This is a genomic window from Paenibacillus sp. FSL W8-0194 (assembly GCF_037969745.1).
Taxonomy (GTDB): Bacteria; Bacillota; Bacilli; order Paenibacillales; family Paenibacillaceae; genus Paenibacillus_AQ; species Paenibacillus_AQ cookii.
In genome coordinates, this window is sequence record NZ_CP150205.1 from 2,175,489 (window position 1) to 2,194,157 (window position 18,669).

Consider the following 18,669-nt stretch of genomic DNA (forward strand, 5'->3'; position numbering starts at 1 on the left):
GGGGTTCTTTGGCGTGCGCAGGATAATATTTTAAATACTTTCACACATTACCTTCGATTAAGTATATACGATGTGATATACTCTATATTGTGATTCAAAGATATACTCTCTGAAAATGGTGTGACCGTCGTGTTTAATGCAGATCGAAGAAGCTTGGAATGACCGTGTCTTAGAAGCTTTGTTTAAAGCTCCTTTGCCGCGGTTGTCTATTTTTCGTATGATATAGATAAGATAAGTTTTTTAGAATAAGAGAGGAGGACAACGTTTTGAAACTGCGTCCAATACCAATTGCGCTTACTGTTGTCATATCGGCGGCGGTGCTGTTCGGCGGATGGTTCGTTTATCGCCAGACGACGATGCAAGGGCCGCTGCAAAAAATCGTTCAAAATTATAAAGGCGTCAACAACGCCCAATTCGATATTACCCGCAATCAGATCAATCTGAAACTGGATTTGAAGCCTGACACGAACTTATCGGGACTTGTAAACCAAATTACGACCAAAGGAAAATCGGTGGTGGGCAACCGCAAGCTGAAATTCGATTTCGTGGACCATTCCTCCGAGAAGCTGAACCGTTTCTGGAATTCCGCGATGTTCTCCGTCGCCGAAGCGATGGACAACAAGAAATATACCGAAATTCCGGCCAAGCTGGAGCAGCTGGCCAAAGATTCCGGCATCAAAACCCAAACGGAGATGGATACCGACAACGTGTATATCAGCCTTAGCGACGGCGATTCCAGCAAGTTTATCGTGCTGCCCCGGAACCCCGCGAAGATAGGGGTGTGGGAATAATGCCAAGATGGACCAAAGAGGTGCTGGTCGGTTTCGTTCCGGTATTGCTCATATTTTTGGCTTATATCGGCGTCAATATCATTCCACTGATCATTGCGGCGCTGCTGATCGGCGGGCTGCTTTTCATGGCGAGCGTTCGCGGCGGACTGGCCGTAGGAGCCGGGGCGGAGCGCAAACGCAAAAAAAGAGGGCCCAAGAAGCTGACGTTCGAAGAAATCGGCGGGCAGGATCATGCGAAGCAGGAGCTGATGGAGGCCCTGGACTTTTTGATCAAGCATGAAGAAATCCGCAAGCTCGGCATCCGTCCTTTGAAAGGGATTCTGCTGACGGGACCTCCGGGAACCGGGAAAACGCTGATGGCGAAGGCGGCCGCGCATTATACGGATTCCGTATTCGTGGCTTCGTCCGGCAGCGAATTCGTCGAAATGTACGTCGGCGTCGGCGCCGGTCGCGTGCGCGAGCTGTTCCGCGAAGCGCGCAACCGCGCCGTGAAGGAAAACAAGCAAAGCGCGATCATCTTCATCGATGAAATCGACGTGATCGGCGGCAAACGCGAAGGCGGCCAGCAGCGCGAATACGATCAGACGCTGAACCAGCTGCTGACCGAAATGGACGGGATATATTCGTCCGACAGTCCGAGAATTTTGCTTATCGCGGCAACGAACCGCAAGGAAATGCTCGACAGCGCGCTGCTCCGTCCGGGACGTTTCGACAGGCATATCCAGGTCGACCTGCCCGATAAAAAGGGGCGCGAGCATATTCTCCGGCTGCATGCAAAAAACAAGCCGCTTAAAGAGGGCGTCGACCTCGGGAAAATCGCCGAGGAATCCTTCGGTTTTTCCGGGGCGCAGCTCGAGAGCGTCATGAACGAGGCAGCCATTTACGCGATGCGCGAAGGCTTAAAAGAAATCGAACAAAAACATTTGTCCATGTCCATAGACAAGGTGATGATGGGCGAACGCACCGACCGCGAATCGACGCTCGAAGAGAAAAAACGGGTTGCGATTCACGAGCTTGGCCACGCGATCATGGCAGAGCTTGTCCGTCCGGGCAGCGTCAGCCAGGTTGCGCTCAGCCCGCGCGGCAAAGCGCTTGGTTACGTGCGGCATAATCCGACCCAGGAACAATACCTGTACACCAAAACGTTCCTGGAGGAGCAAATTATGATCGCCCTGGGCGGCGCCGCGTCGGAGGAGATTTTCTACGGCGGACGCAGCACCGGCTCGAGCAACGACTTCGAGCAGGCGCTGAACATCGTGCAAACCATGATGAAATCCGGGTTGACGTCCCTTGGCATCGTCGATTTGGACATGGTGACGAAAGAAGAGCTGATGAAAGAAAACAATGCCATTTTGGAAGAGCTCATGAAACGGACGCGGACGATGCTGGAGGAACGCCGGACGATTTACGAACAGTCGCTCGATATCCTGCTGAAGGAAGAAACGCTGTCCGGAGACCAATTTCGTCGACTATTTCGTGAACATTCCCAATTACCAGCATAATTTGTGATGCTGGTTCTTTTTTTTTACTTTTTTTCTGTGCTAAGTTATTATTATAGTTTGGGTCACCATGTACCCTCCTACATTAAAGATACGGGTACGACATAGAAAATTCGCAAACAAGTGGCCATAGGAAGGTGGAAGAGAAACATGTACTTTAAAAAGATTGGCGTCATCGGCGGGGGCACGATGGGTCAAGGCATCGCCGAAATGCTGGCGACGCGCGGCCTGGACGTGCTGCTCGTGGAGAAAACGCCGGAAAAACTCGATTATTCGTATTCCATGATCGAACTCAGCTTGGACAAACAGCTCGAAAAATGGGCCATTACCCAAGCAGAAAAAAAATTGATTTTGGGCAGAATTCATAAAGTGGTGCATCTTGCGGAGCTCGGCACATGCGACATGGTCATCGAGACGATCTCCGAAGACCTGGACGCCAAACGCGTCGTATTCTCGCAGCTGGACCAAGTATGCCCTAGCCATATCATTCTTGCCAGCAACACGTCTTCGCTCAGCTTGACGGAGCTGGCCAGCTCGACCATGTATCCGGAGCGGGTGATCGGCATGCACTTCATCCATCCGGTAAGCAAAGTCGACCTGGTCGAAATCATCCGCGGTTTGAAAACTTCCGATACGACATTTACGGAAACCAAACGTTTCGTTGAGGAAGTCGTCCATAAAAAAGGCATCATGGTCTATGAATCCCCTGGTTTCGTTTCCAGCCGGATGATTTGCCTCATGATCAACGAAGCGCTGCATATCCTCCAGGAAGGCGTGGCTTCTCCAGAGGACATCGACGACGCGATGCGCATCGGATACCAGTTCCAATACGGACCGCTGGAGATGGCCGACCGTTTCGGCCTCGACTCCGTCCTTGCTGCGCTGGATCGGATGTTCCGGGAATTCGGCGAGCTGAAGTACCGTCCGTCGATCGTGCTTAAAAAGATGGTGCGCGCGGGGCATTTGGGCGTCAAAACAGGCGAAGGCTTCTTCAAGTACGACAAGGATGGTGACCGGGTATGAAAATTTTAGTCATTAACGCGGGAAGTTCTTCCCTTAAATACCAGCTGTACGACATGACCGACGAATCCGTGCTTGCCAAAGGGCTGGTGGAACGGATCGGCATGGATTCCTCCATCGTAACGCACAAACCTGCGGGACGAGCCGACGTGACGGAAGTGAGCGAAATTTTGGAGCATACGACGGCGATTCGCAAAGTGCTCGGACTGCTGACAAACCCTGAGCACGGCGTGATCGGTTCGATCGACGAAATCGACGCGGTTGGGCACCGCGTCGTTCACGGCGGCGAATATTTCGACGAGTCCGCGGTCGTGGATAGCGACGTGAAGTCCAAAATCCGCCAGCTCTTCGACCTGGCGCCGCTTCATAACCCGGCTTCCATGATGGGAATCAAGGCCGCCGAAGCCAACATGCCGAACATTCCGCAGGTTGTCGTCTTCGATACCGCCTTCCATCAATCGATGCCGGAACATGCGTACCTGTACGCCATTCCGAGAGTGCTCTATAAAAAACATAAAGTAAGACGCTACGGCGCGCACGGCACGTCGCATGATTACGTCAGCCAAGCCGCGGCGGAATTCTTGGGCCGTCCAATCGAAGATCTGAAAATCATCACCTGCCATATCGGCAACGGAGCCAGCATCACGGCCGTGAAAAACGGACGTTCCATCGATACCTCGATGGGCATGACGCCGCTTGAAGGCTTGATGATGGGCACGCGCAGCGGCGATTTGGACCCGGCGATCGTGCCGTTCGTCATGAACAAGGAAGAATTGACGGTCAACGAGGTCAACTCGATGCTGAACAAACATAGCGGACTTTTGGCGATTTCGGGCATCAGCAGCGACATGCGGGAAATTACCGAAGGAATGCAAAACGGCGACGCCAATTCGAAGCTGGCATTCGACATGTACGAATACCGTCTCCGCAAATACATCGGTTCGTATGCCGCCGTCATGAACGGCGTCGATACGATCGTCTTCACGGCAGGCGTCGGAGAGAATTCGGTTGTTTTGCGTGAAAAAGTATGCGAAAATTTGACTTATCTGGGCGTCGAGCTGGATAAGGAATTAAACGCGATCCGTTCCGGCGAACCGCGCCGCATTTCTTCGGCCGATTCCAAAGTGGAGGTTCTGGTAATCCCGACCAACGAAGAGCTTGTCATCGCCCGGGACACGAACCGCCTCGTACAAGGATTGAAGTCGTAGACGCGATATCATCGAATTCAAGCAAGTTATTGTAAAGGGAGAGATTTAGGCATGGCCACCAAAAGTGTGATTCGTGACGTGAACAAGCACGTAGGAGAGACCGTTACGATCGGCAGCTGGATTCATAACAAACGTTCGAGCGGAAAAATCCAGTTTCTGCAGCTGCGTGACGGCAGCGGATATATTCAGGGCGTCGTCGTGAAAAACGAAGTTTCCGAGCAGGTATGGAACGATGCCAAAAGCCTGACGCAGGAAAGTTCGGTATACGTCACCGGCGTCATTCGCGAGGAGCCGCGCAGCCAGTCGGGCTATGAAATGACGGTAACGGGACTTGAAATCATTCACTTGACCGAAAATTATCCGATTACCCCGAAAGAGCATGGCATCGATTTTCTGATGGACCATCGCCATCTGTGGCTGCGTTCGCCGAAGCAGCGCGCCATTTTGGTCATCCGCGGAGAAATTATCCGCGCCGTTCAGGAATTTTTCGATCAAAACGGATTCACACTGGTCGATCCGCCGATTTTGACTCCGACGTCCGCGGAAGGAACGACGAACCTGTTCCACACGAAATATTTCGAAGAGGACGCCTATTTGACGCAAAGCGGCCAGCTTTACATGGAAGCTGCGGCCATGGCGCTCGGTAAAGTCTATTCCTTCGGGCCGACGTTCCGCGCCGAAAAATCGAAAACCCGCCGCCACCTGATCGAGTTCTGGATGATCGAGCCGGAAATGGCCTTTACCGATCATGAAGAAAGCCTTCAGATCCAGGAGCAGTTCATCACGCATGTCGTGCAATCCGTCGTGAAAAACTGCAAGAAGGAACTGGAAGCGGTCGGACGCGATATTTCCAAGCTGGAAAACATCCAAGCGCCGTTCCCGCGCATTACGTATGACGATGCCATCAAATTCCTTCAGGAAGAAGGCTTCGACATTCCGTGGGGCGAAGACTTCGGGGCACCGCACGAAACGGCCATCGCCGAGAAATACGACAAACCGGTATTCATTACGCATTATCCGGCGGGAATCAAGGCGTTTTACATGAAACCGGACCCGAACCGTCCGGAGGTCGTGCTGTGCGCCGACATGATCGCGCCGGAAGGTTACGGCGAAATCATCGGCGGTTCGCAGCGGATCGACGATCCGGTCCTGCTGGAACAGCGTTTCAAGGAGCATGACCTGTCGATGGAAACGTACCAGTGGTACATGGATTTGCGCAAGTACGGAACGGTGCCGCATTCCGGATTCGGTCTGGGGCTGGAACGTACGGTAGCTTGGATCTGCGGACTCGATCACGTTCGCGAAACGATTCCGTTCCCTCGCACATTGTATCGCCTCTACCCTTAATAAAGAGAGGTGAAGCTCATGGACGGCGCAGGATGGAACGCATGGGCCGAGGGTGCTTCCTTCGGCCTGGGATCCGGCATGGCGGTCATTCCGTATGTGCTGCTCCGGCATTACCGCAAATTGAAGCTGAGCGATCAAGAGGTGCTGCTGCTCATCCATCTGATATCTTTCAAGCAGGTGGAGCACAAAGATTTCCCGACGCTGGAGGAACTTCAGGAGGTCATGGGCGTCTCGGCCCAAGCCATCGCCCAAAGCCTGCAGAAGCTGCTGAAAGCAGGGATGATCAGCATCGACGAAGAACTTGACGAGCTCCGCAACATTCAATACGAGCGGTACAATTTGTCCGGCTTGTTCGAGAAGCTGGGCGTGCTTTTGGTAGATCAGCGTAAAAACAGGTCCACTCCCGCGTCACGCCCGCATTCGGACACCGGTCCGGAGCAGGAGGCGGGCAAAAATCTGTTCGTCGTGTTCGAGAAGGAATTCGGACGGCCCCTGTCGCCGATGGAACTGGAGGCCATCTCCGGATGGATCGATCAGGACCGTTATCCGGAAGAATTGATCCGCATGGCGCTGAAGGAGGCCGTATTTGCCGGGAAGGTGCATTTCCGGTACATCGACCGGATTTTGCTGGAATGGAGCCGCAACCGGGTCAAAACGGTCAGCGATGCCAAAGCTTATACGCAAAAATTCCGCAACGGCGGACGAGCATAACATGACGGGCCGCATGCGGCGGGCGTTTTAATGGCGAGATGTTTTGAAATTCCACGTAAAGCGTGCCTTTCCGGTGCATTCGGAGGGCACGCTTTTGTGGTAAAATACATAGGAAACAAAAGTAAGGACTGATCGAAAATCGATGTTGGGAGGACATCCATGAAAAACATATTAATCTTGGGTGGAACGCGCTTTTTTGGCAAAAGGCTTGTCCGTTTGCTATTGGACGAAGGCTTTAAAGTGACGATCGCCACCCGTGGGAATACAAACGACGAATTTGGCGACCAGGTGGAACGCATCCAGCTGGACCGCAACGATAAAACTTCGCTGATGAAAGCGGTCGAAGCGGGGCAGGAATGGGATACCGTCTTCGATAATATCTGTTATTCTCCGCAAGCGGCCAAGGATGCCTGCGAAGTGTTTCAAGGCAAGGTTAGGAGATATATCCTGACTTCGACGTTGTCCGTCTATGACCCGGCTCCGCGTAAACATAAAGAAAACGACGTGAATCCTTATATTTATCCGGTAACGCTCGGCGGAAAAGACGATTTTTCCTACGGGGAAGGCAAACGGCTGGCGGAAGCGGTATTTTTGCAGCAGGCCGATTTTCCGGTCGCGGCGGCACGTTTTCCGATCGTGCTGGGCGAAGACGACTACACGGGCCGGCTGGAGTTCCATATCGATCATATCAAGCAGGGGCAGCCGATCGGCATCCCGAACCTGAAGGCGGAGATGTGTTTCATATCCTCCGGCGAAGCGGCGTCGTTCCTCGCCTGGCTGCGAAAGCAGCGCGTCGAAGGAGCGATTAACGCATGCTCGCAAGGGGTAGTGAAGCTGTCCGAGCTGATCGGGTGGATCGAAAAAGAAACCGGTAAAAAAGCGGTAATCGCCAAACAGGTCCGCGATGAGGATAAATCCCCGTTCGGCGTTCCCGATTCGTGGGTGATGGATACGAGCAAAGCGGAACGATTGGGCTTCGAGTTCCAGCCGCTCCGTGCTTGGCTGCCGGCGCTGATCGGCCGCATGTCTGCCGAAAGATGATGAAACTTCGCCTTGTTTAAGCCTTTTCCTGCGGGGAAAGGCTTTTCTTTTTGCAATCGTACGGGGAAATCTATCATGCTAAAAATTTTTTGAAAAAGATGCAGGGTTGGCAAAGCGGTTGTCGTCTATTGTTACGGGGAAGGGGGAGAGAAAGATTGACGAAGCACGATTGATCGATCAAATCAGGCGCGGCGACCAGGCTGCTTTCCGGATGCTTGTGGAGCAATACTCGCAGCATGTGTTCCAAACCGCCTATTCCGTGCTCAAAAACGCCAAAGAAGCGGAAGATGCGGCACAGGAAGTTTTTTTGCAGGTCTATAAATCTCTCCCGGAATACCGTTCCCAAGGGTTCAAAACATGGATTACCCGTATTAGCGTGAACAAGGCGATCGACGCCAAACGCAAGCTAAGCAGGCGGCGGGAAGAGCAGATGGCCGATGGAGAGCTCATCGAGCACTTGCCGTCGGCGGAAGAGGATGTGCTGAGGCAGCTGGTCCGCAAAGAAAAGCAGAAGCTGCTGGAGAGAAAAATGGACGGTTTGCCTGCCCAGCACAGGGACATTTTAGTTCAATTCTATATAGAGGAAAAAAGCTATGACCAGATCGCCAGGGAGCAAAACATTGCGGTAAAAACGGTAGAATCGAGGCTTTACCGGGCACGAAGCTGGATTCGGAAGCACTGGAAGGAGGAAGAATGGGATGAATGACAACCGGAAAGCGATGCCGTCCGTCGAGGCATGGGCCGCATACATCCGCGGGGACGAGTCGGTACGGGAGCAGGTGGAGCATATGGAAACGCTCCTGCTCGAAGATGAACAGGCGCTGGAGCTGTACATGCAGGCGCTGGAGCTGGAAGGCTCCGAACTCCCCGTTTTGGCGCAGCCCGAGCGGTTTGCGGACAATGTCATGTCGCGGATCGCGGAGCCGCAAGCCAAGGTCGTCAACATGGAGGCAAGGAACGACAGGCGCCGCTGGTACGAACATCGCTTGTTCCATTATGCTATAGCAGCTTGCCTGACGCTGATCTTCCTCTCGGCGGGGTGGTTCGATAAGCTGACGCCCGGTCCGGAACATGTCAAAAAACATGGCAACGAGGCATCCTTCAGCGAAGAGCTGGTTAAAGTTACGACGGGCTGGATCGACCGGCTAAAGCCTCAAGGCCGTTAAAGATAAAGACCGTACCGTTCAGGATGCCTTGGGCATCCTGAGGACGAACATTTTTTGAAAGGACAGATGAATGTGGAACCTTACCGCAATAAAATGACAGCCTTTATCCTGAATTTCATCCCTGGGCTGGGGCATTATTATATGGGCAGAAAAGGAAGAGGATTCGTTTATCCGTTTCTGTTTTTCGGGGGAATCTTGTTCGGTTTTATGCTGGCCGTCGCCAACACGCACGAAGCGGGTTTCTTTATCGTTTTGACCGCGATTTGCGCGATAGCGCTGTGGCTCGTCTGCATGCTGGATTTGGTCGTGTTTTTGCTGCGGCTGCCTGCGTTCCCGCCTCAAGGTTATGATCCTAACGGATACCACCCTGGCGGCCATCCGCCGTATGCCGATCTGAACGCGCCGCCTGCCGGCATGTTTGCGGGGCAGGATGAAACGGGAGGCGGCTATGCGTATCCGCCGTATCCGCCCCGTACCGGATCGTCCCAGAGCCCGGAAAGCGAACGTTTTTATACGATTTTGCTGTCCTTCGTGCCGGGACTCGGCCATTTGCACATGGGACTCATGCAGCGGGGACTATCGTTTTTGATCGCCTTTTTCGGCTTGGGCACGATCATGTTTTTCCTGACCGGACTTACGAGCCATACGATTTTCCTGTTGTTCCTCGGCGTGCTCCCGATCATCTGGCTGTACTGCATGTTTGACGCCGTTCAGCTTATACACCGCAGACAGGCGGGGGAAGCGCTTCGCGACCGTTCGCTGTTCGACGATATGGAGGCGGGCCGCGAGGAAGGCAAACGCAGTAAAGTGATCGCGACGCTGCTGTCCGCTTTTCCGGGCGCGGGGCATATGTACCTCGGACTGCAAAAACGGGGGCTGCAGCTGATGGTGATTTTCCTTGGCAGCGTGTATGTTTTGGATGTGCTGCATTTGTCCCTGTTTCTCTTTCTCATTCCGCTAGTCTGGTTCTTTTCGTTTTTTGACGGGCTTCAGCAAACGAGCCGTTATGGACGCGAGCCGCTCGTGGACCGTCCGATCGTCGAAGGCATTTCCGACCACCAGCGTTGGCTGGGCATCGGGCTGGTGCTGCTTGGACTGTATTACGTCGGATCCACGATCTTGGTCCCGTTCCTTGACCGGTGGTTCCCGGAGTGGTTTATCGAATATAAAATGCGTTATTTGAAGCCTGCGATCGTGTCGATCCTGCTCATTGCGGGCGGTATCAAGCTGATGACCGGTTCGAATAAAAGCCGCGCGAACAAAAATAGGAAGTTCCACTAAATGAGACCGCTGCGGAAACTTACATTCGACTGCTTGTCTCACCGGGGCTGCCCGGATTATCGGCATGATCGCGAGTACAAAATGACAATATGACGTTTACAAAGGGGGAGCGGCGGCTTCCCTTTTTTTGTTCGTATTTTTTTATTTAAACCATGCTTACGTTTGTGCATCTTTCGGACGATCTGCTAAGATGTGAAGGGATTGACAGATCGCCGGAAATGAACGAACAATAACTTGGAGTGTGAGCGTGATGGAAATGGCAACGATCGAAGATTTTTTGAAGCTGGATTTACGGATCGGCACGATCATAAAAGCGGAAAACTTTGCGAAAGCCCGCAAACCCGCAATCAAACTTGAAATCGATTTTGGCGACTTGGGAATCAAACGTTCGTCGGCGCAAATTACCCGAAGATATTCGCCCGGACAATTGGTGGGGAGACAAGTGGCAGCCGTCGTCAACTTTCCGCCCCGCAGGATTGCGGGTTTCGATTCGGAAGTGCTGGTCCTTGGAGGCGTTCCCGGGGAGGGGGACGTCGTGCTCTTGAAGCCGGATTTGGTTGTGCCCAATGGAACGCCGATTGCCTAAACGGCTGGAACACATTAGGGGAAGAGGCTCCGCTATGGTATAGTAAAGACATGAATTCAGGACAGAAACGGAGCGATTGACAGGATGGCCGAGAACAAACAAAACAAAGCAAAGGGAGCGGCAGGCGACCGGGGAACGGAACAACGCGATTTCAACCCGGCGGGCGTCCGCCGAGCCAAGCGACAGGCTGCCCATCCGAAAGAAACAGGCAAGCATGGAAAATCGGTAGAAAAATGGCATAGAGCAGCCCCAAGCAAAAAAGGGCTCTCCCCTAAAACTGAGCCTTCCGCGGAATCCGTGAAGGCAGGAGAAAAAATCGTCGTGACGATCAAACGGATCGGCATTAACGGGGAAGGCGTCGGTTACTATCGGCGGAAGGCGGTGTTCGTGCACGGCGCGCTGCCGGAAGAGGTCGTCAAAGCGAAAGTGACCCGCGTCGAGCCGGGTTATTTGACCGCGGAAATTCTCGAAATCGAAAAAAAATCGCCCCAGCGCAAAGAGCCGCCGTGCCCGATTTATTACAAATGCGGAGGCTGTCAGATCCAGCATATGACTTATGAAGCGCAGCTTCAGGCCAAAGAAGAGATCGTCCGGGAATCTTTCCAGCGTTACGCCAAGCTGGAGACGCTCCTGATCCGCCCGATCATAGGGATGGATAATCCGTGGGGCTACCGGAACAAAGCCCAGCTTCAGGTGGGGCGCGAAGGCAAAGACATCGTTGCCGGCCTGTATGCGATGGGAACGCACCGGCTCATCGATATCAGCGGATGTCCGATTCAGCATCCGGTGGTGAACCGGGTCATCGAGCAGGTCAAGGAAGTGCTGGAGGAGCTGGATATCCCCGTTTACGATGAACGGACGCGCGAAGGCGCAATCAAAACGATCGTGGCCCGCGTCGGGCAGACCAGCGGCAAGGTTCAGCTCACGCTGATTACCGCGACGGACCGGCTGCCCGATTCGAGAAGGCTGGTCGGGCACCTCCGGGCGCGCCTGCCGATGGCGACGACGATCGCGCATAATATCCACAAAGGGAAGTCGCCGCTCGTGTTCGGCAGCAAAACCGTCATTTTATGGGGCGAAGAACAGCTGGAAGAGTCTCTTGGAGACGTGCGGTTCGCGTTGTCGCCGCGCGCTTTTTTCCAGCTGAATCCCGAACAGACGGTGAAGCTGTACAATGCCGTCCAGGAAGCGGCCGGCCTTAACGGTTCCGAGCTTGTCGTCGATGCCTATTGCGGGACGGGCACGATCGGGCTGTGGCTTGCGCCGTTTGCGCGGGAAGTCCGGGGGATCGAGCTGATACCGGAGGCCGTGGCGGACGCGCGCGACAACGCCAAATCGACGGGCGTGGACAACGCGCATTTCTACGAAGGCCGCGCCGAACAGCTGCTGCCCGAATGGGTGAACCGCGGCATCCGCCCCGACGTCGTCGTCGTCGATCCGCCGCGTACCGGGTGCGAGCGTCCGCTGCTGGACGCCATCATCAAAGCCAAACCGAAGCGGATGGTGTACGTATCCTGCAACCCGGCCACTTTGGCCAAGGATTGTCAGGTGCTCATCAGCGGCGGCTACAAGATCGAGTGGGCGCAGCCGGTGGACATGTTCCCGCAGACGTCCCACGTGGAGTGCGTTTGCTCCTTGGTTTTACAAAGGTAGCGGATGGCAGGTTCACTGATCTTCGTTTGTCTCAAATAAAGTCATAGAAAAGGCCTCTTCCTACATCGTGGCGTAGGCGGGGCCTTTTTAAATTTATTCCTATCTGAATATCAACAATTGCCTGCAATTTTTTCATTATACTTACCGAATCGCCCCTTACCTGTTAATGACTATTACATAGGAAACAACGTATTCAAAATATACGAATCTATCAGAATAATAGTACAAGACTTTCCTCTTGTTTTTCATAGTATAGAACTATCCAGATAGAGGAGGTGAGGATCATGTCTCATAGCAGAGGCTCTAGAGGTCAGCGAAGCGCTGGTAATCGCAGCGTAGGGAATCGTAGCGTTGGTAACCGCAGCGGAGGAAATCGTAGTGTCGGTAACCGCAGCGCGGGGAATCAAAGCGCAGGAAACCGGAGCCGCGGAATCCAGGAATTTCTTGAAAATTTAAGCCCGGGAACTAGAATTAGAATTCAGTTTGACGGTGGAGGAATTCAAGGCGCTTTCCGGGGGACTTTTGAAGGCATGGATGGTTTCGGAAATGCTCTTTTTACCGATTTGAGAAGTTTGACAACTGGTATTCGACTTCGCAGACTTACTAGAATCAATATAAAAGATATTAATGCGATCTCGACTTAATTCCGTCTCACAAGAAATCGCCACGTTGCTTGAACAGCACGTGGCGATTTCTTTTTATTTGAATGTTATTCTGAAAAATTCGAATGATCGTTGAAGTAAACCGCCCTATGAAGCTGCAATGAGGCAGACCGACGAAATGATTCGTCAATATTTCCGCATTATTTTATGATGTTAGTTTTGAATGAGAAATATACAAAAAAATTTTGTTGAAACCGTTTATGCGAAAAAGGCAAGGTCGAAGGGGAAGTAGAAAAGACTAATGGGTGGAGGAATCATGAGATTCGTGGTATGCTAAGCTATTCACGATTGTTGTTGCTTATGCAAATAGTCCAATCGATATCCATCCCTGATTTCATTCCCTTTTTGGATGATTTCATTATTTGTACCGCTCGGAATCACGCTTGCACTTCAAATGATTCCATCGTCTGTCATTGAAGACTGCAGAATAAGGGCGAAGGAAATTGGAAAGAACGGGAAGCCGAAAAATTGGGTGGCTGGGGCAATATTGAAGAAGTCTGAACTTAAATCGAAAAAAGGCGGTGCCAACGATGAACTTTGAATCGGTCATGCAGGAGCTTGAAGCTCTCGGCAAGGAACGGCTTAAGAAACAGTACATGTCCAATGGAGCGCATGAGCCGCTTTTTGGCGTAGCGACGGGCGCCATGAAACCCATTGCTAAGAAAATCAAAATCAATCAGCCTTTAGCCGAGCAGCTATACGCGACAGGAAACTACGACGCGATGTATTTTGCCGGCATCATTGCGGATCCGAAAGCGATGACCCCGGCGGATTTTGAGCGTTGGATCGAGGGCGCCTATTTTTATATGCTATCCGATTACGTGGTGGCGGTGACCTTGGCGGAAACCGATATTGCCCAAGAAGTCGCGGATCAATGGATCGTAAGCGGCGATGAACTAAAAATGTCGGCGGGATGGAGCTGCTATTGCTGGCTTTTGGGCAGCCGGCCGGATGCCCAGTTCGCCGAAAGCAAAATTGCCGGCATGTTGGAGCGGGTGAAAAAGACGATCCACGATTCTCCAGAACGGACAAAATCCGCGATGAATAATTTTATGTACACCGTGGCTGTATCCTATCTGCCACTCCATGAATTGGCGGTCGAGACCGCAAAGGCCGTTGGCCCGGTAGAAATGAAACGCGACAACAAAAAAAGCAGCATCCTAAACGCTTCCGAAAGCATTCAAAAAGCGGTTGAAAAACAGCAGCTCGGTTTTAAACGCAAATATGATGTTAAACATCCAAGCGAAGTGTTCATGCTTTTGGTTGGATCGCGGGAAAACACGCCAATTGAAATACGTATCACTTGAAAATATCGAAGATGCAAGAGAGCGCCTAGTTGCGTTCTCTTTTTTATTTGCCTCTCAAGGCTCGCTTCCCATGCGAATGGCGAGGGGAACCTACGGGTGCCATTTGTTTTTAATAAATATCCTAAAGTTCCCATTAATTATATCTAAAAAATATATTTATTTATTATATTATTTTGATATAATAAAACCGATCGAACGAATAAGGAGGAATTTTATTATGTTGAAAAGCGGAAACGTGACGGTGATGGCAGCGGATATGAAAAAGGCGGTGCAATTTTACGTCGATACTCTGGGACTGGAGCTGCAGCACGAAGGGGATGGGCATTTTGCCCAAGTCGCAGCGCCGGGATTAACGATCGGACTGCTGCACCTGGCCGGAGATCATGGTTCCGAGCCGGTTAAATCGGGCAGCATGTCCATTGGTTTTGAAGTGGACGATATGGAGTCAGCCATCCAAACCCTGAAATCCCGCGGCGTCGAGTTCCATGATGCGGTGGAAGGTAAAGCGGCCCAAGTCGTGCACTTTAGCGATCCGGAAGGGAATACCCTCTATTTGGTTTGCAATCGTTAAGCCGAAAGGTTGGCGCAACCGTTGCTTCCCTGCCGCCAAATGCCGCTGACAGCGGTTCAGACCATTCGGAGGATTCACCTCACCGGCCGCAAACGGATGCGGCCCGGGAAAGCCGCGGCGACCGCGGCTTTTCTGTTTTTTCAGGCAGCCGTATGTTATACTGTTGATTGCTTACAAGCAGTAGAACTTACAAGGGAGGCCATTCGTTTTGTACGAATTGTTCATACTCGGCGAATTGATGAATAACCCGATGCACGGCTATTTGCTGCATCAGATTTTGAACGGAATTGTCGGTCCTACGCGAAAGGTGAGCTGGGGGGCGATTTATCCGCTGATCCACGGCATGGTGGCGGACGGGCTGATCGAGCAGGTTCCCGATGAACAAGCGGAAGGCGCCCGACAAGGAAGAGGAAAAAAGATCAAAACCTATAAACTTACGGACGAAGGCAGAATACGTTTTTTCCGGTTGATGGAAGAACCGATTCCATATTCGCCGGATTACGAGCTGCATTTTTATACGAAACTGAAAAACTTCGGATTGATCAGCAAGGAATTGCAGTTTTTGATTTTGCACCAATACAAGGACTACTTGCGGTACGAAATTCGTCACGAGGAAGAACGGTTGGAATATGCGAGCAAAGACGAACGGATTCCCGGCGGGGAGCAGCAATATATTCAGATCTTTTTCCGGCATCGGTTGGAAAAGCTTCGATTTGATGAAACGTGGGTTATGCAGTTAATCGAGAGCCATCGGGCCGATGGACAAGGGCTTGAGCGGGAGTGAACGCCAGAAAAGCTAATGCGAAGCATATATAGCGTCTGGAACGAAGGGGCGAGCTTATGCAGGCTGCGTCCTTTTGTTTTAGCGGGGGCGAATCTTCGTCTTGCATCAGATAGGCAAGCTGCTTTTATCGATCTTTTATCGAACGCCAACCGATGGCTCGGCAAATTGTATTTTTTGAGTGGTCCGTCTTCGCTTAAAGACCGATTTTTTAATCCTGATTATGGCTGGAGGTGCCAAGTTGTTCCCCATTTCCCTGCAAGAAATTCCCCACGAGATTCTCAATGCACTCGGCGCGGTCGGCAAAATCAGCTTTCCCAGGCAGGGGCATACCTCGGACGTCGGGATCATCGATACCGAAAAAGGGCGTGTTGTCCTAAAAAGAACGAAGGGAACACACTACAACGAATGGCTGAAAAGAGAATCGTTCATCTTAAAATGTTTGTTGCAAACGAATCTTCGCGTCCCCAAGGTCTATCAATATGTAGAGCGGGAAGATAAAAATCAGGAAATGCAGAGCTGGATCTTGATGGAATGCCTTCCGGGAGAAACGCTTCGCCGAACCTTAACCCATGAAAACGATCCTTCCGCCAGATATGACATTCTGTTTCAGGTTGGAAAAAGCCTGCGGAATCTTCACATGACTCCTTGTCCGGAAGAACTGAAAAACGAGGAAACATGGCTTGATCGTATGTTCAAACAAGCTGAACGCCATTTGGGGCATTTCGAGGTGGACGGCAGTCCGGCATTGCTTGAAAGTTTAAAAACCGCAAGGCCGGCGAAAATTGAACAAACGTTGATCCATGGCGATTTTACCATTGACAATGTATTGGTGCACGAGGGCAGCGTATCCGGAATGATTGATTGGAGCGGCGCAGCTTTGGGAGATCCTCGATACGACGTGGCCCTGGCGATCAGACCGAAACCGCATGTTTTTCAAACGCCCCTGGACTATCGCGCTTTTTTTGACGGTTATGGCAACCGGATTACCAAGGAAGAATACGAGTACTTTGCGAACGGCCTCTACGCCTTTTTCTAATGCCAAAATAGCGATTCGAAATTAAAATAGAAGAAGGTAAGCATACCTATTTGTAAACCGACCCAAGGAAGCCGAATATTTTATGTGGAGGTTCAACGATGAAAATCATCCCCCATTTCGTTCCGATGCTTCTTTTCATTCTTGGCATGAGCTTAACGGGCTGCACTAGCACTGAAAGCCAAGACTGGCAAGAGAGTCCGACTTTTGAAATCCCCTATACCGCAAGTGACGGAAAAAAGAGCAAATACGTCCTGCGGGGCGAAGAAGACAGGCTTGGCTTTTTGATCGACTCCTATTCCGAGGAAGATGGGAAGCCGGCTGAATTTATGCCCATTGTTGCAGGGCAAGGCAATAAATATATGTGGCATTTTTGGGGAAGTGCCGAAGAAGTGGCGGGAAAACTAAAAATCATCGGAATCAATGAAAAGGGAGAAAAACATCAAATATTGATTGCCTCCGACGGAAAAACATGGGAATATCCCGAATTTGGGGTGAACCCCCACAACGGCGCCGATACGCATGTTCCCTCTTTAATGGAGTTTCCAACCGCAGGCTTATGGAAGCTGGAAACTTACATCGGCGATCGGCTATTTGGAAGCGTTGTCGTAAACGTTCAAGATGGCCATTGAAATGAAGTTCGTAATCCTCTCATGCTGAATGGGAGTATCAAGAATGAATTCCAATAATTTACAATCTATAGAACATCTATGATAATAACGGTATATACTAGAATTTGAGAGGTGTTCTATGAATCAGGTTTATATTACAAGCGTTGGAAAATTCCTGCCGGGATCTCCGGTAAGCAACGATGAAATCGAGGATTATATCGGCAAAATCGGGGGCAAACCTTCCAAAACAAAACGGATCATTCTGGAGAAAAATCAAATCAAATACCGGTATTATGCGATGGATAAAAATCAAAAAAGTTTATATTCGAATGCCGAAATGGCTGCTTTGGCGATTCGCGACGCGCTGGAACGGAATACGAACGTAACGGAACGGGAGATCGGGTTTCTGGCGGCCGGGACGACCAGACCCGATTTGCTTTTGCCCGGTTTTGCAAGCATGGTGCACGGCGAAACCGGCTTGCCCGCGATGGAAATTGCCTCGCATTCCGGTTTATGCGTAAGCGGAACCCAAGCGCTTAAAAATGCATACGTACATATCAAATCGGGCGAGCATGACGCCGCCGTCTCTTGCGGAAGCGAGTTTTACAGCCGAGAGTTTAAGCATACCAAGTTTGAAGCGCAGGGGATCTACACCAACAGCCGCGTTCCGTTCGATACCGATTTTTTGCGGTTTATGATATCGGATGGAGCAGGGGCGGCCGTCTTGCAAAACACCCCGAACCGTACGGGCTTATCGCTGCGCATCGATTGGATGGATAACAGGTCCTTTGCGAATCAATACGAAGTCTGCATGTATTCGGGCATGAATAAGGAGGACGGACTTTCGTCCTGGCATGATTACCCTTCGATTCATGAAGCGGCGGACCGCGGTGCGCTTAATTTGCGGCAAGACGTCCGGCTGGTTAATGAAATCGTCAAAGTAGGCGTCTTCCGTTTCCTGGAGCTGATGGAGGAGGGGCGATTCGATCCGAAGGACATCGATTGGATGCTTTGCCATTATTCATCGCATTTTTTCAAGGATGAACTGTTCCGGATGTTTGAGCTTGGCGGCGTGAACATTCCGGAGGAAAAGTGGTTTACGAATTTGTACACGAAAGGGAATACGGGCGCGGCTTCGATTTATATCATGCTGGAGGAGCTGTTGAACGAAGGGCATCTTGCCGAAGGGCAGCGGTTGATGTGCATCGTTCCCGAAAGCGGAAGATTCCAGACCTCGTTTTTCATGCTGACCGTCGTGGGGCCTTCCCCGGAAGCCTAATGAGCTCGTACAGGTTTGACGGGCGGCCGTCTGCAGGTCAAGCATACAAACATCAACGTAAGGCTCATGCTGCGTTCTGCAGCGTGAGGTAAGCATTGGCTTGCTCGAATTCATGTTTG

19 protein-coding genes and 1 pseudogene are annotated in these 18,669 nt (G+C 51.6%); all 20 read left to right on the plus strand.

Going from position 1 to position 18,669, the window contains the following annotated elements; all coding sequences use genetic code 11:
* Window positions 1–266: 266 nt before the first annotated feature.
* The gene (locus MKY58_RS09690) at window positions 267–791 is read left to right on the plus strand and encodes a hypothetical protein (RefSeq protein ID WP_339324345.1); all 525 of its coding nucleotides are present in this window, start codon (window positions 267–269) and stop codon (window positions 789–791) included.
* A complete protein-coding gene (locus tag MKY58_RS09695; protein WP_339324346.1) occupies window positions 791–2,293 on the plus strand; it encodes an AAA family ATPase in 1,503 nt (500 codons plus the stop codon). Before MKY58_RS09690 ends, MKY58_RS09695 begins: the two co-directional genes overlap by 1 nt.
* A 147-nt stretch (window positions 2,294–2,440) precedes the next feature.
* Window positions 2,441–3,313, plus strand: a complete 873-nt coding sequence (locus MKY58_RS09700) for a 3-hydroxyacyl-CoA dehydrogenase NAD-binding domain-containing protein (protein ID WP_339324347.1) — start codon at window positions 2,441–2,443, stop codon at window positions 3,311–3,313.
* On the plus strand, window positions 3,310–4,518 hold the full coding sequence (locus tag MKY58_RS09705) for an acetate kinase (protein WP_339324348.1): 1,209 nt from the start codon (window positions 3,310–3,312) through the stop codon (window positions 4,516–4,518). The genes MKY58_RS09700 and MKY58_RS09705 overlap by 4 nt, the downstream gene beginning before the upstream one ends.
* A 51-nt stretch (window positions 4,519–4,569) precedes the next feature.
* Window positions 4,570–5,865: an asparagine--tRNA ligase gene (gene asnS, locus MKY58_RS09710; RefSeq protein ID WP_036710124.1), complete on the plus strand. Its 1,296-nt coding sequence runs from the start codon at window positions 4,570–4,572 to the stop codon at window positions 5,863–5,865.
* Window positions 5,866–5,883: 18 nt separating this feature from the next.
* Window positions 5,884–6,576, plus strand: coding sequence for a DnaD domain-containing protein (locus tag MKY58_RS09715; RefSeq protein ID WP_339324349.1), 693 nt, complete (start codon window positions 5,884–5,886; stop codon window positions 6,574–6,576).
* A 159-nt stretch (window positions 6,577–6,735) separates the two neighbouring features.
* Window positions 6,736–7,617 carry an NAD-dependent epimerase/dehydratase family protein gene (locus MKY58_RS09720; protein WP_339324350.1) on the plus strand — a complete coding sequence of 294 codons (882 nt, stop codon included), beginning with the start codon at window positions 6,736–6,738 and terminating at the stop codon, window positions 7,615–7,617.
* Window positions 7,618–7,786: 169 nt separating this feature from the next.
* Window positions 7,787–8,323, plus strand: a complete 537-nt coding sequence (locus MKY58_RS09725) for a sigma-70 family RNA polymerase sigma factor (protein WP_339324351.1) — start codon at window positions 7,787–7,789, stop codon at window positions 8,321–8,323.
* Window positions 8,316–8,783 (plus strand): hypothetical protein, encoded by a 468-nt coding sequence (locus MKY58_RS09730; protein WP_339324352.1) that lies wholly within the window; start codon window positions 8,316–8,318, stop codon window positions 8,781–8,783. Before MKY58_RS09725 ends, MKY58_RS09730 begins: the two co-directional genes overlap by 8 nt.
* A 66-nt stretch (window positions 8,784–8,849) precedes the next feature.
* Entirely contained in the window at window positions 8,850–10,064 is a 1,215-nt protein-coding gene (locus MKY58_RS09735; RefSeq protein ID WP_339325101.1) for a hypothetical protein, read from the plus strand.
* 256 nt (window positions 10,065–10,320) lie between these two features.
* Window positions 10,321–10,650, plus strand: a complete 330-nt coding sequence (gene csaA, locus MKY58_RS09740) for a chaperone CsaA (protein ID WP_339325102.1) — start codon at window positions 10,321–10,323, stop codon at window positions 10,648–10,650.
* An 84-nt stretch (window positions 10,651–10,734) separates the two neighbouring features.
* On the plus strand, window positions 10,735–12,303 hold the full coding sequence (gene rlmD, locus MKY58_RS09745; protein WP_339324353.1) for a 23S rRNA (uracil(1939)-C(5))-methyltransferase RlmD: 1,569 nt from the start codon (window positions 10,735–10,737) through the stop codon (window positions 12,301–12,303).
* A gap of 284 nt (window positions 12,304–12,587) precedes the next feature.
* The gene (locus MKY58_RS09750) at window positions 12,588–12,947 is read left to right on the plus strand and encodes a hypothetical protein (protein WP_339324354.1); all 360 of its coding nucleotides are present in this window, start codon (window positions 12,588–12,590) and stop codon (window positions 12,945–12,947) included.
* Window positions 12,948–13,231: 284 nt separating this feature from the next.
* Window positions 13,232–13,506: pseudogene (locus MKY58_RS09755) on the plus strand (DUF1232 domain-containing protein); the annotation flags it as partial.
* Window positions 13,496–14,272: a DNA alkylation repair protein gene (locus tag MKY58_RS09760; RefSeq protein ID WP_339324355.1), complete on the plus strand. Its 777-nt coding sequence runs from the start codon at window positions 13,496–13,498 to the stop codon at window positions 14,270–14,272. The pseudogene MKY58_RS09755 and the gene MKY58_RS09760, both read left to right, overlap by 11 nt.
* 217 nt (window positions 14,273–14,489) lie before the next feature.
* Window positions 14,490–14,843, plus strand: coding sequence for a VOC family protein (locus MKY58_RS09765; RefSeq protein WP_339324356.1), 354 nt, complete (start codon window positions 14,490–14,492; stop codon window positions 14,841–14,843).
* 208 nt (window positions 14,844–15,051) lie between these two features.
* Window positions 15,052–15,627 (plus strand): PadR family transcriptional regulator, encoded by a 576-nt coding sequence (locus MKY58_RS09770; protein WP_339324357.1) that lies wholly within the window; start codon window positions 15,052–15,054, stop codon window positions 15,625–15,627.
* Window positions 15,628–15,865: 238 nt separating this feature from the next.
* Window positions 15,866–16,663 carry a phosphotransferase gene (locus tag MKY58_RS09775; RefSeq protein ID WP_339324358.1) on the plus strand — a complete coding sequence of 266 codons (798 nt, stop codon included), beginning with the start codon at window positions 15,866–15,868 and terminating at the stop codon, window positions 16,661–16,663.
* A 98-nt stretch (window positions 16,664–16,761) separates the two neighbouring features.
* A complete protein-coding gene (locus tag MKY58_RS09780; protein WP_339324359.1) occupies window positions 16,762–17,292 on the plus strand; it encodes a DUF4871 domain-containing protein in 531 nt (176 codons plus the stop codon).
* Window positions 17,293–17,410: 118 nt separating this feature from the next.
* Complete coding sequence (locus MKY58_RS09785; protein ID WP_339324360.1) at window positions 17,411–18,550, plus strand: beta-ketoacyl-ACP synthase III; 1,140 nt, start codon at window positions 17,411–17,413, stop codon at window positions 18,548–18,550.
* The last annotated feature ends 119 nt before the right edge of the window (window positions 18,551–18,669 follow it).

What these genes read in the sequence shown, in the direction of transcription:
- MKY58_RS09695 (WP_339324346.1), top strand. Translation starts at nt 791, where the DNA reads ATGCCAAGATGGACCAAAGAGGTGCTGGTCGGTTTCGTTCCGGTATTG.
- MKY58_RS09700 (WP_339324347.1), top strand. Translation starts at nt 2,441, where the DNA reads ATGTACTTTAAAAAGATTGGCGTCATCGGCGGGGGCACGATGGGTCAA.
- MKY58_RS09705 (WP_339324348.1), top strand. Translation starts at nt 3,310, where the DNA reads ATGAAAATTTTAGTCATTAACGCGGGAAGTTCTTCCCTTAAATACCAG.
- asnS (WP_036710124.1), top strand. Translation starts at nt 4,570, where the DNA reads ATGGCCACCAAAAGTGTGATTCGTGACGTGAACAAGCACGTAGGAGAG.
- MKY58_RS09715 (WP_339324349.1), top strand. Translation starts at nt 5,884, where the DNA reads ATGGACGGCGCAGGATGGAACGCATGGGCCGAGGGTGCTTCCTTCGGC.
- MKY58_RS09720 (WP_339324350.1), top strand. Translation starts at nt 6,736, where the DNA reads ATGAAAAACATATTAATCTTGGGTGGAACGCGCTTTTTTGGCAAAAGG.
- MKY58_RS09730 (WP_339324352.1), top strand. Translation starts at nt 8,316, where the DNA reads ATGAATGACAACCGGAAAGCGATGCCGTCCGTCGAGGCATGGGCCGCA.
- MKY58_RS09735 (WP_339325101.1), top strand. Translation starts at nt 8,850, where the DNA reads ATGAATGTGGAACCTTACCGCAATAAAATGACAGCCTTTATCCTGAAT.
- csaA (WP_339325102.1), top strand. Translation starts at nt 10,321, where the DNA reads ATGGCAACGATCGAAGATTTTTTGAAGCTGGATTTACGGATCGGCACG.
- rlmD (WP_339324353.1), top strand. Translation starts at nt 10,735, where the DNA reads ATGGCCGAGAACAAACAAAACAAAGCAAAGGGAGCGGCAGGCGACCGG.
- MKY58_RS09750 (WP_339324354.1), top strand. Translation starts at nt 12,588, where the DNA reads ATGTCTCATAGCAGAGGCTCTAGAGGTCAGCGAAGCGCTGGTAATCGC.
- MKY58_RS09760 (WP_339324355.1), top strand. Translation starts at nt 13,496, where the DNA reads ATGAACTTTGAATCGGTCATGCAGGAGCTTGAAGCTCTCGGCAAGGAA.
- MKY58_RS09765 (WP_339324356.1), top strand. Translation starts at nt 14,490, where the DNA reads ATGTTGAAAAGCGGAAACGTGACGGTGATGGCAGCGGATATGAAAAAG.
- MKY58_RS09780 (WP_339324359.1), top strand. Translation starts at nt 16,762, where the DNA reads ATGAAAATCATCCCCCATTTCGTTCCGATGCTTCTTTTCATTCTTGGC.
- MKY58_RS09785 (WP_339324360.1), top strand. Translation starts at nt 17,411, where the DNA reads ATGAATCAGGTTTATATTACAAGCGTTGGAAAATTCCTGCCGGGATCT.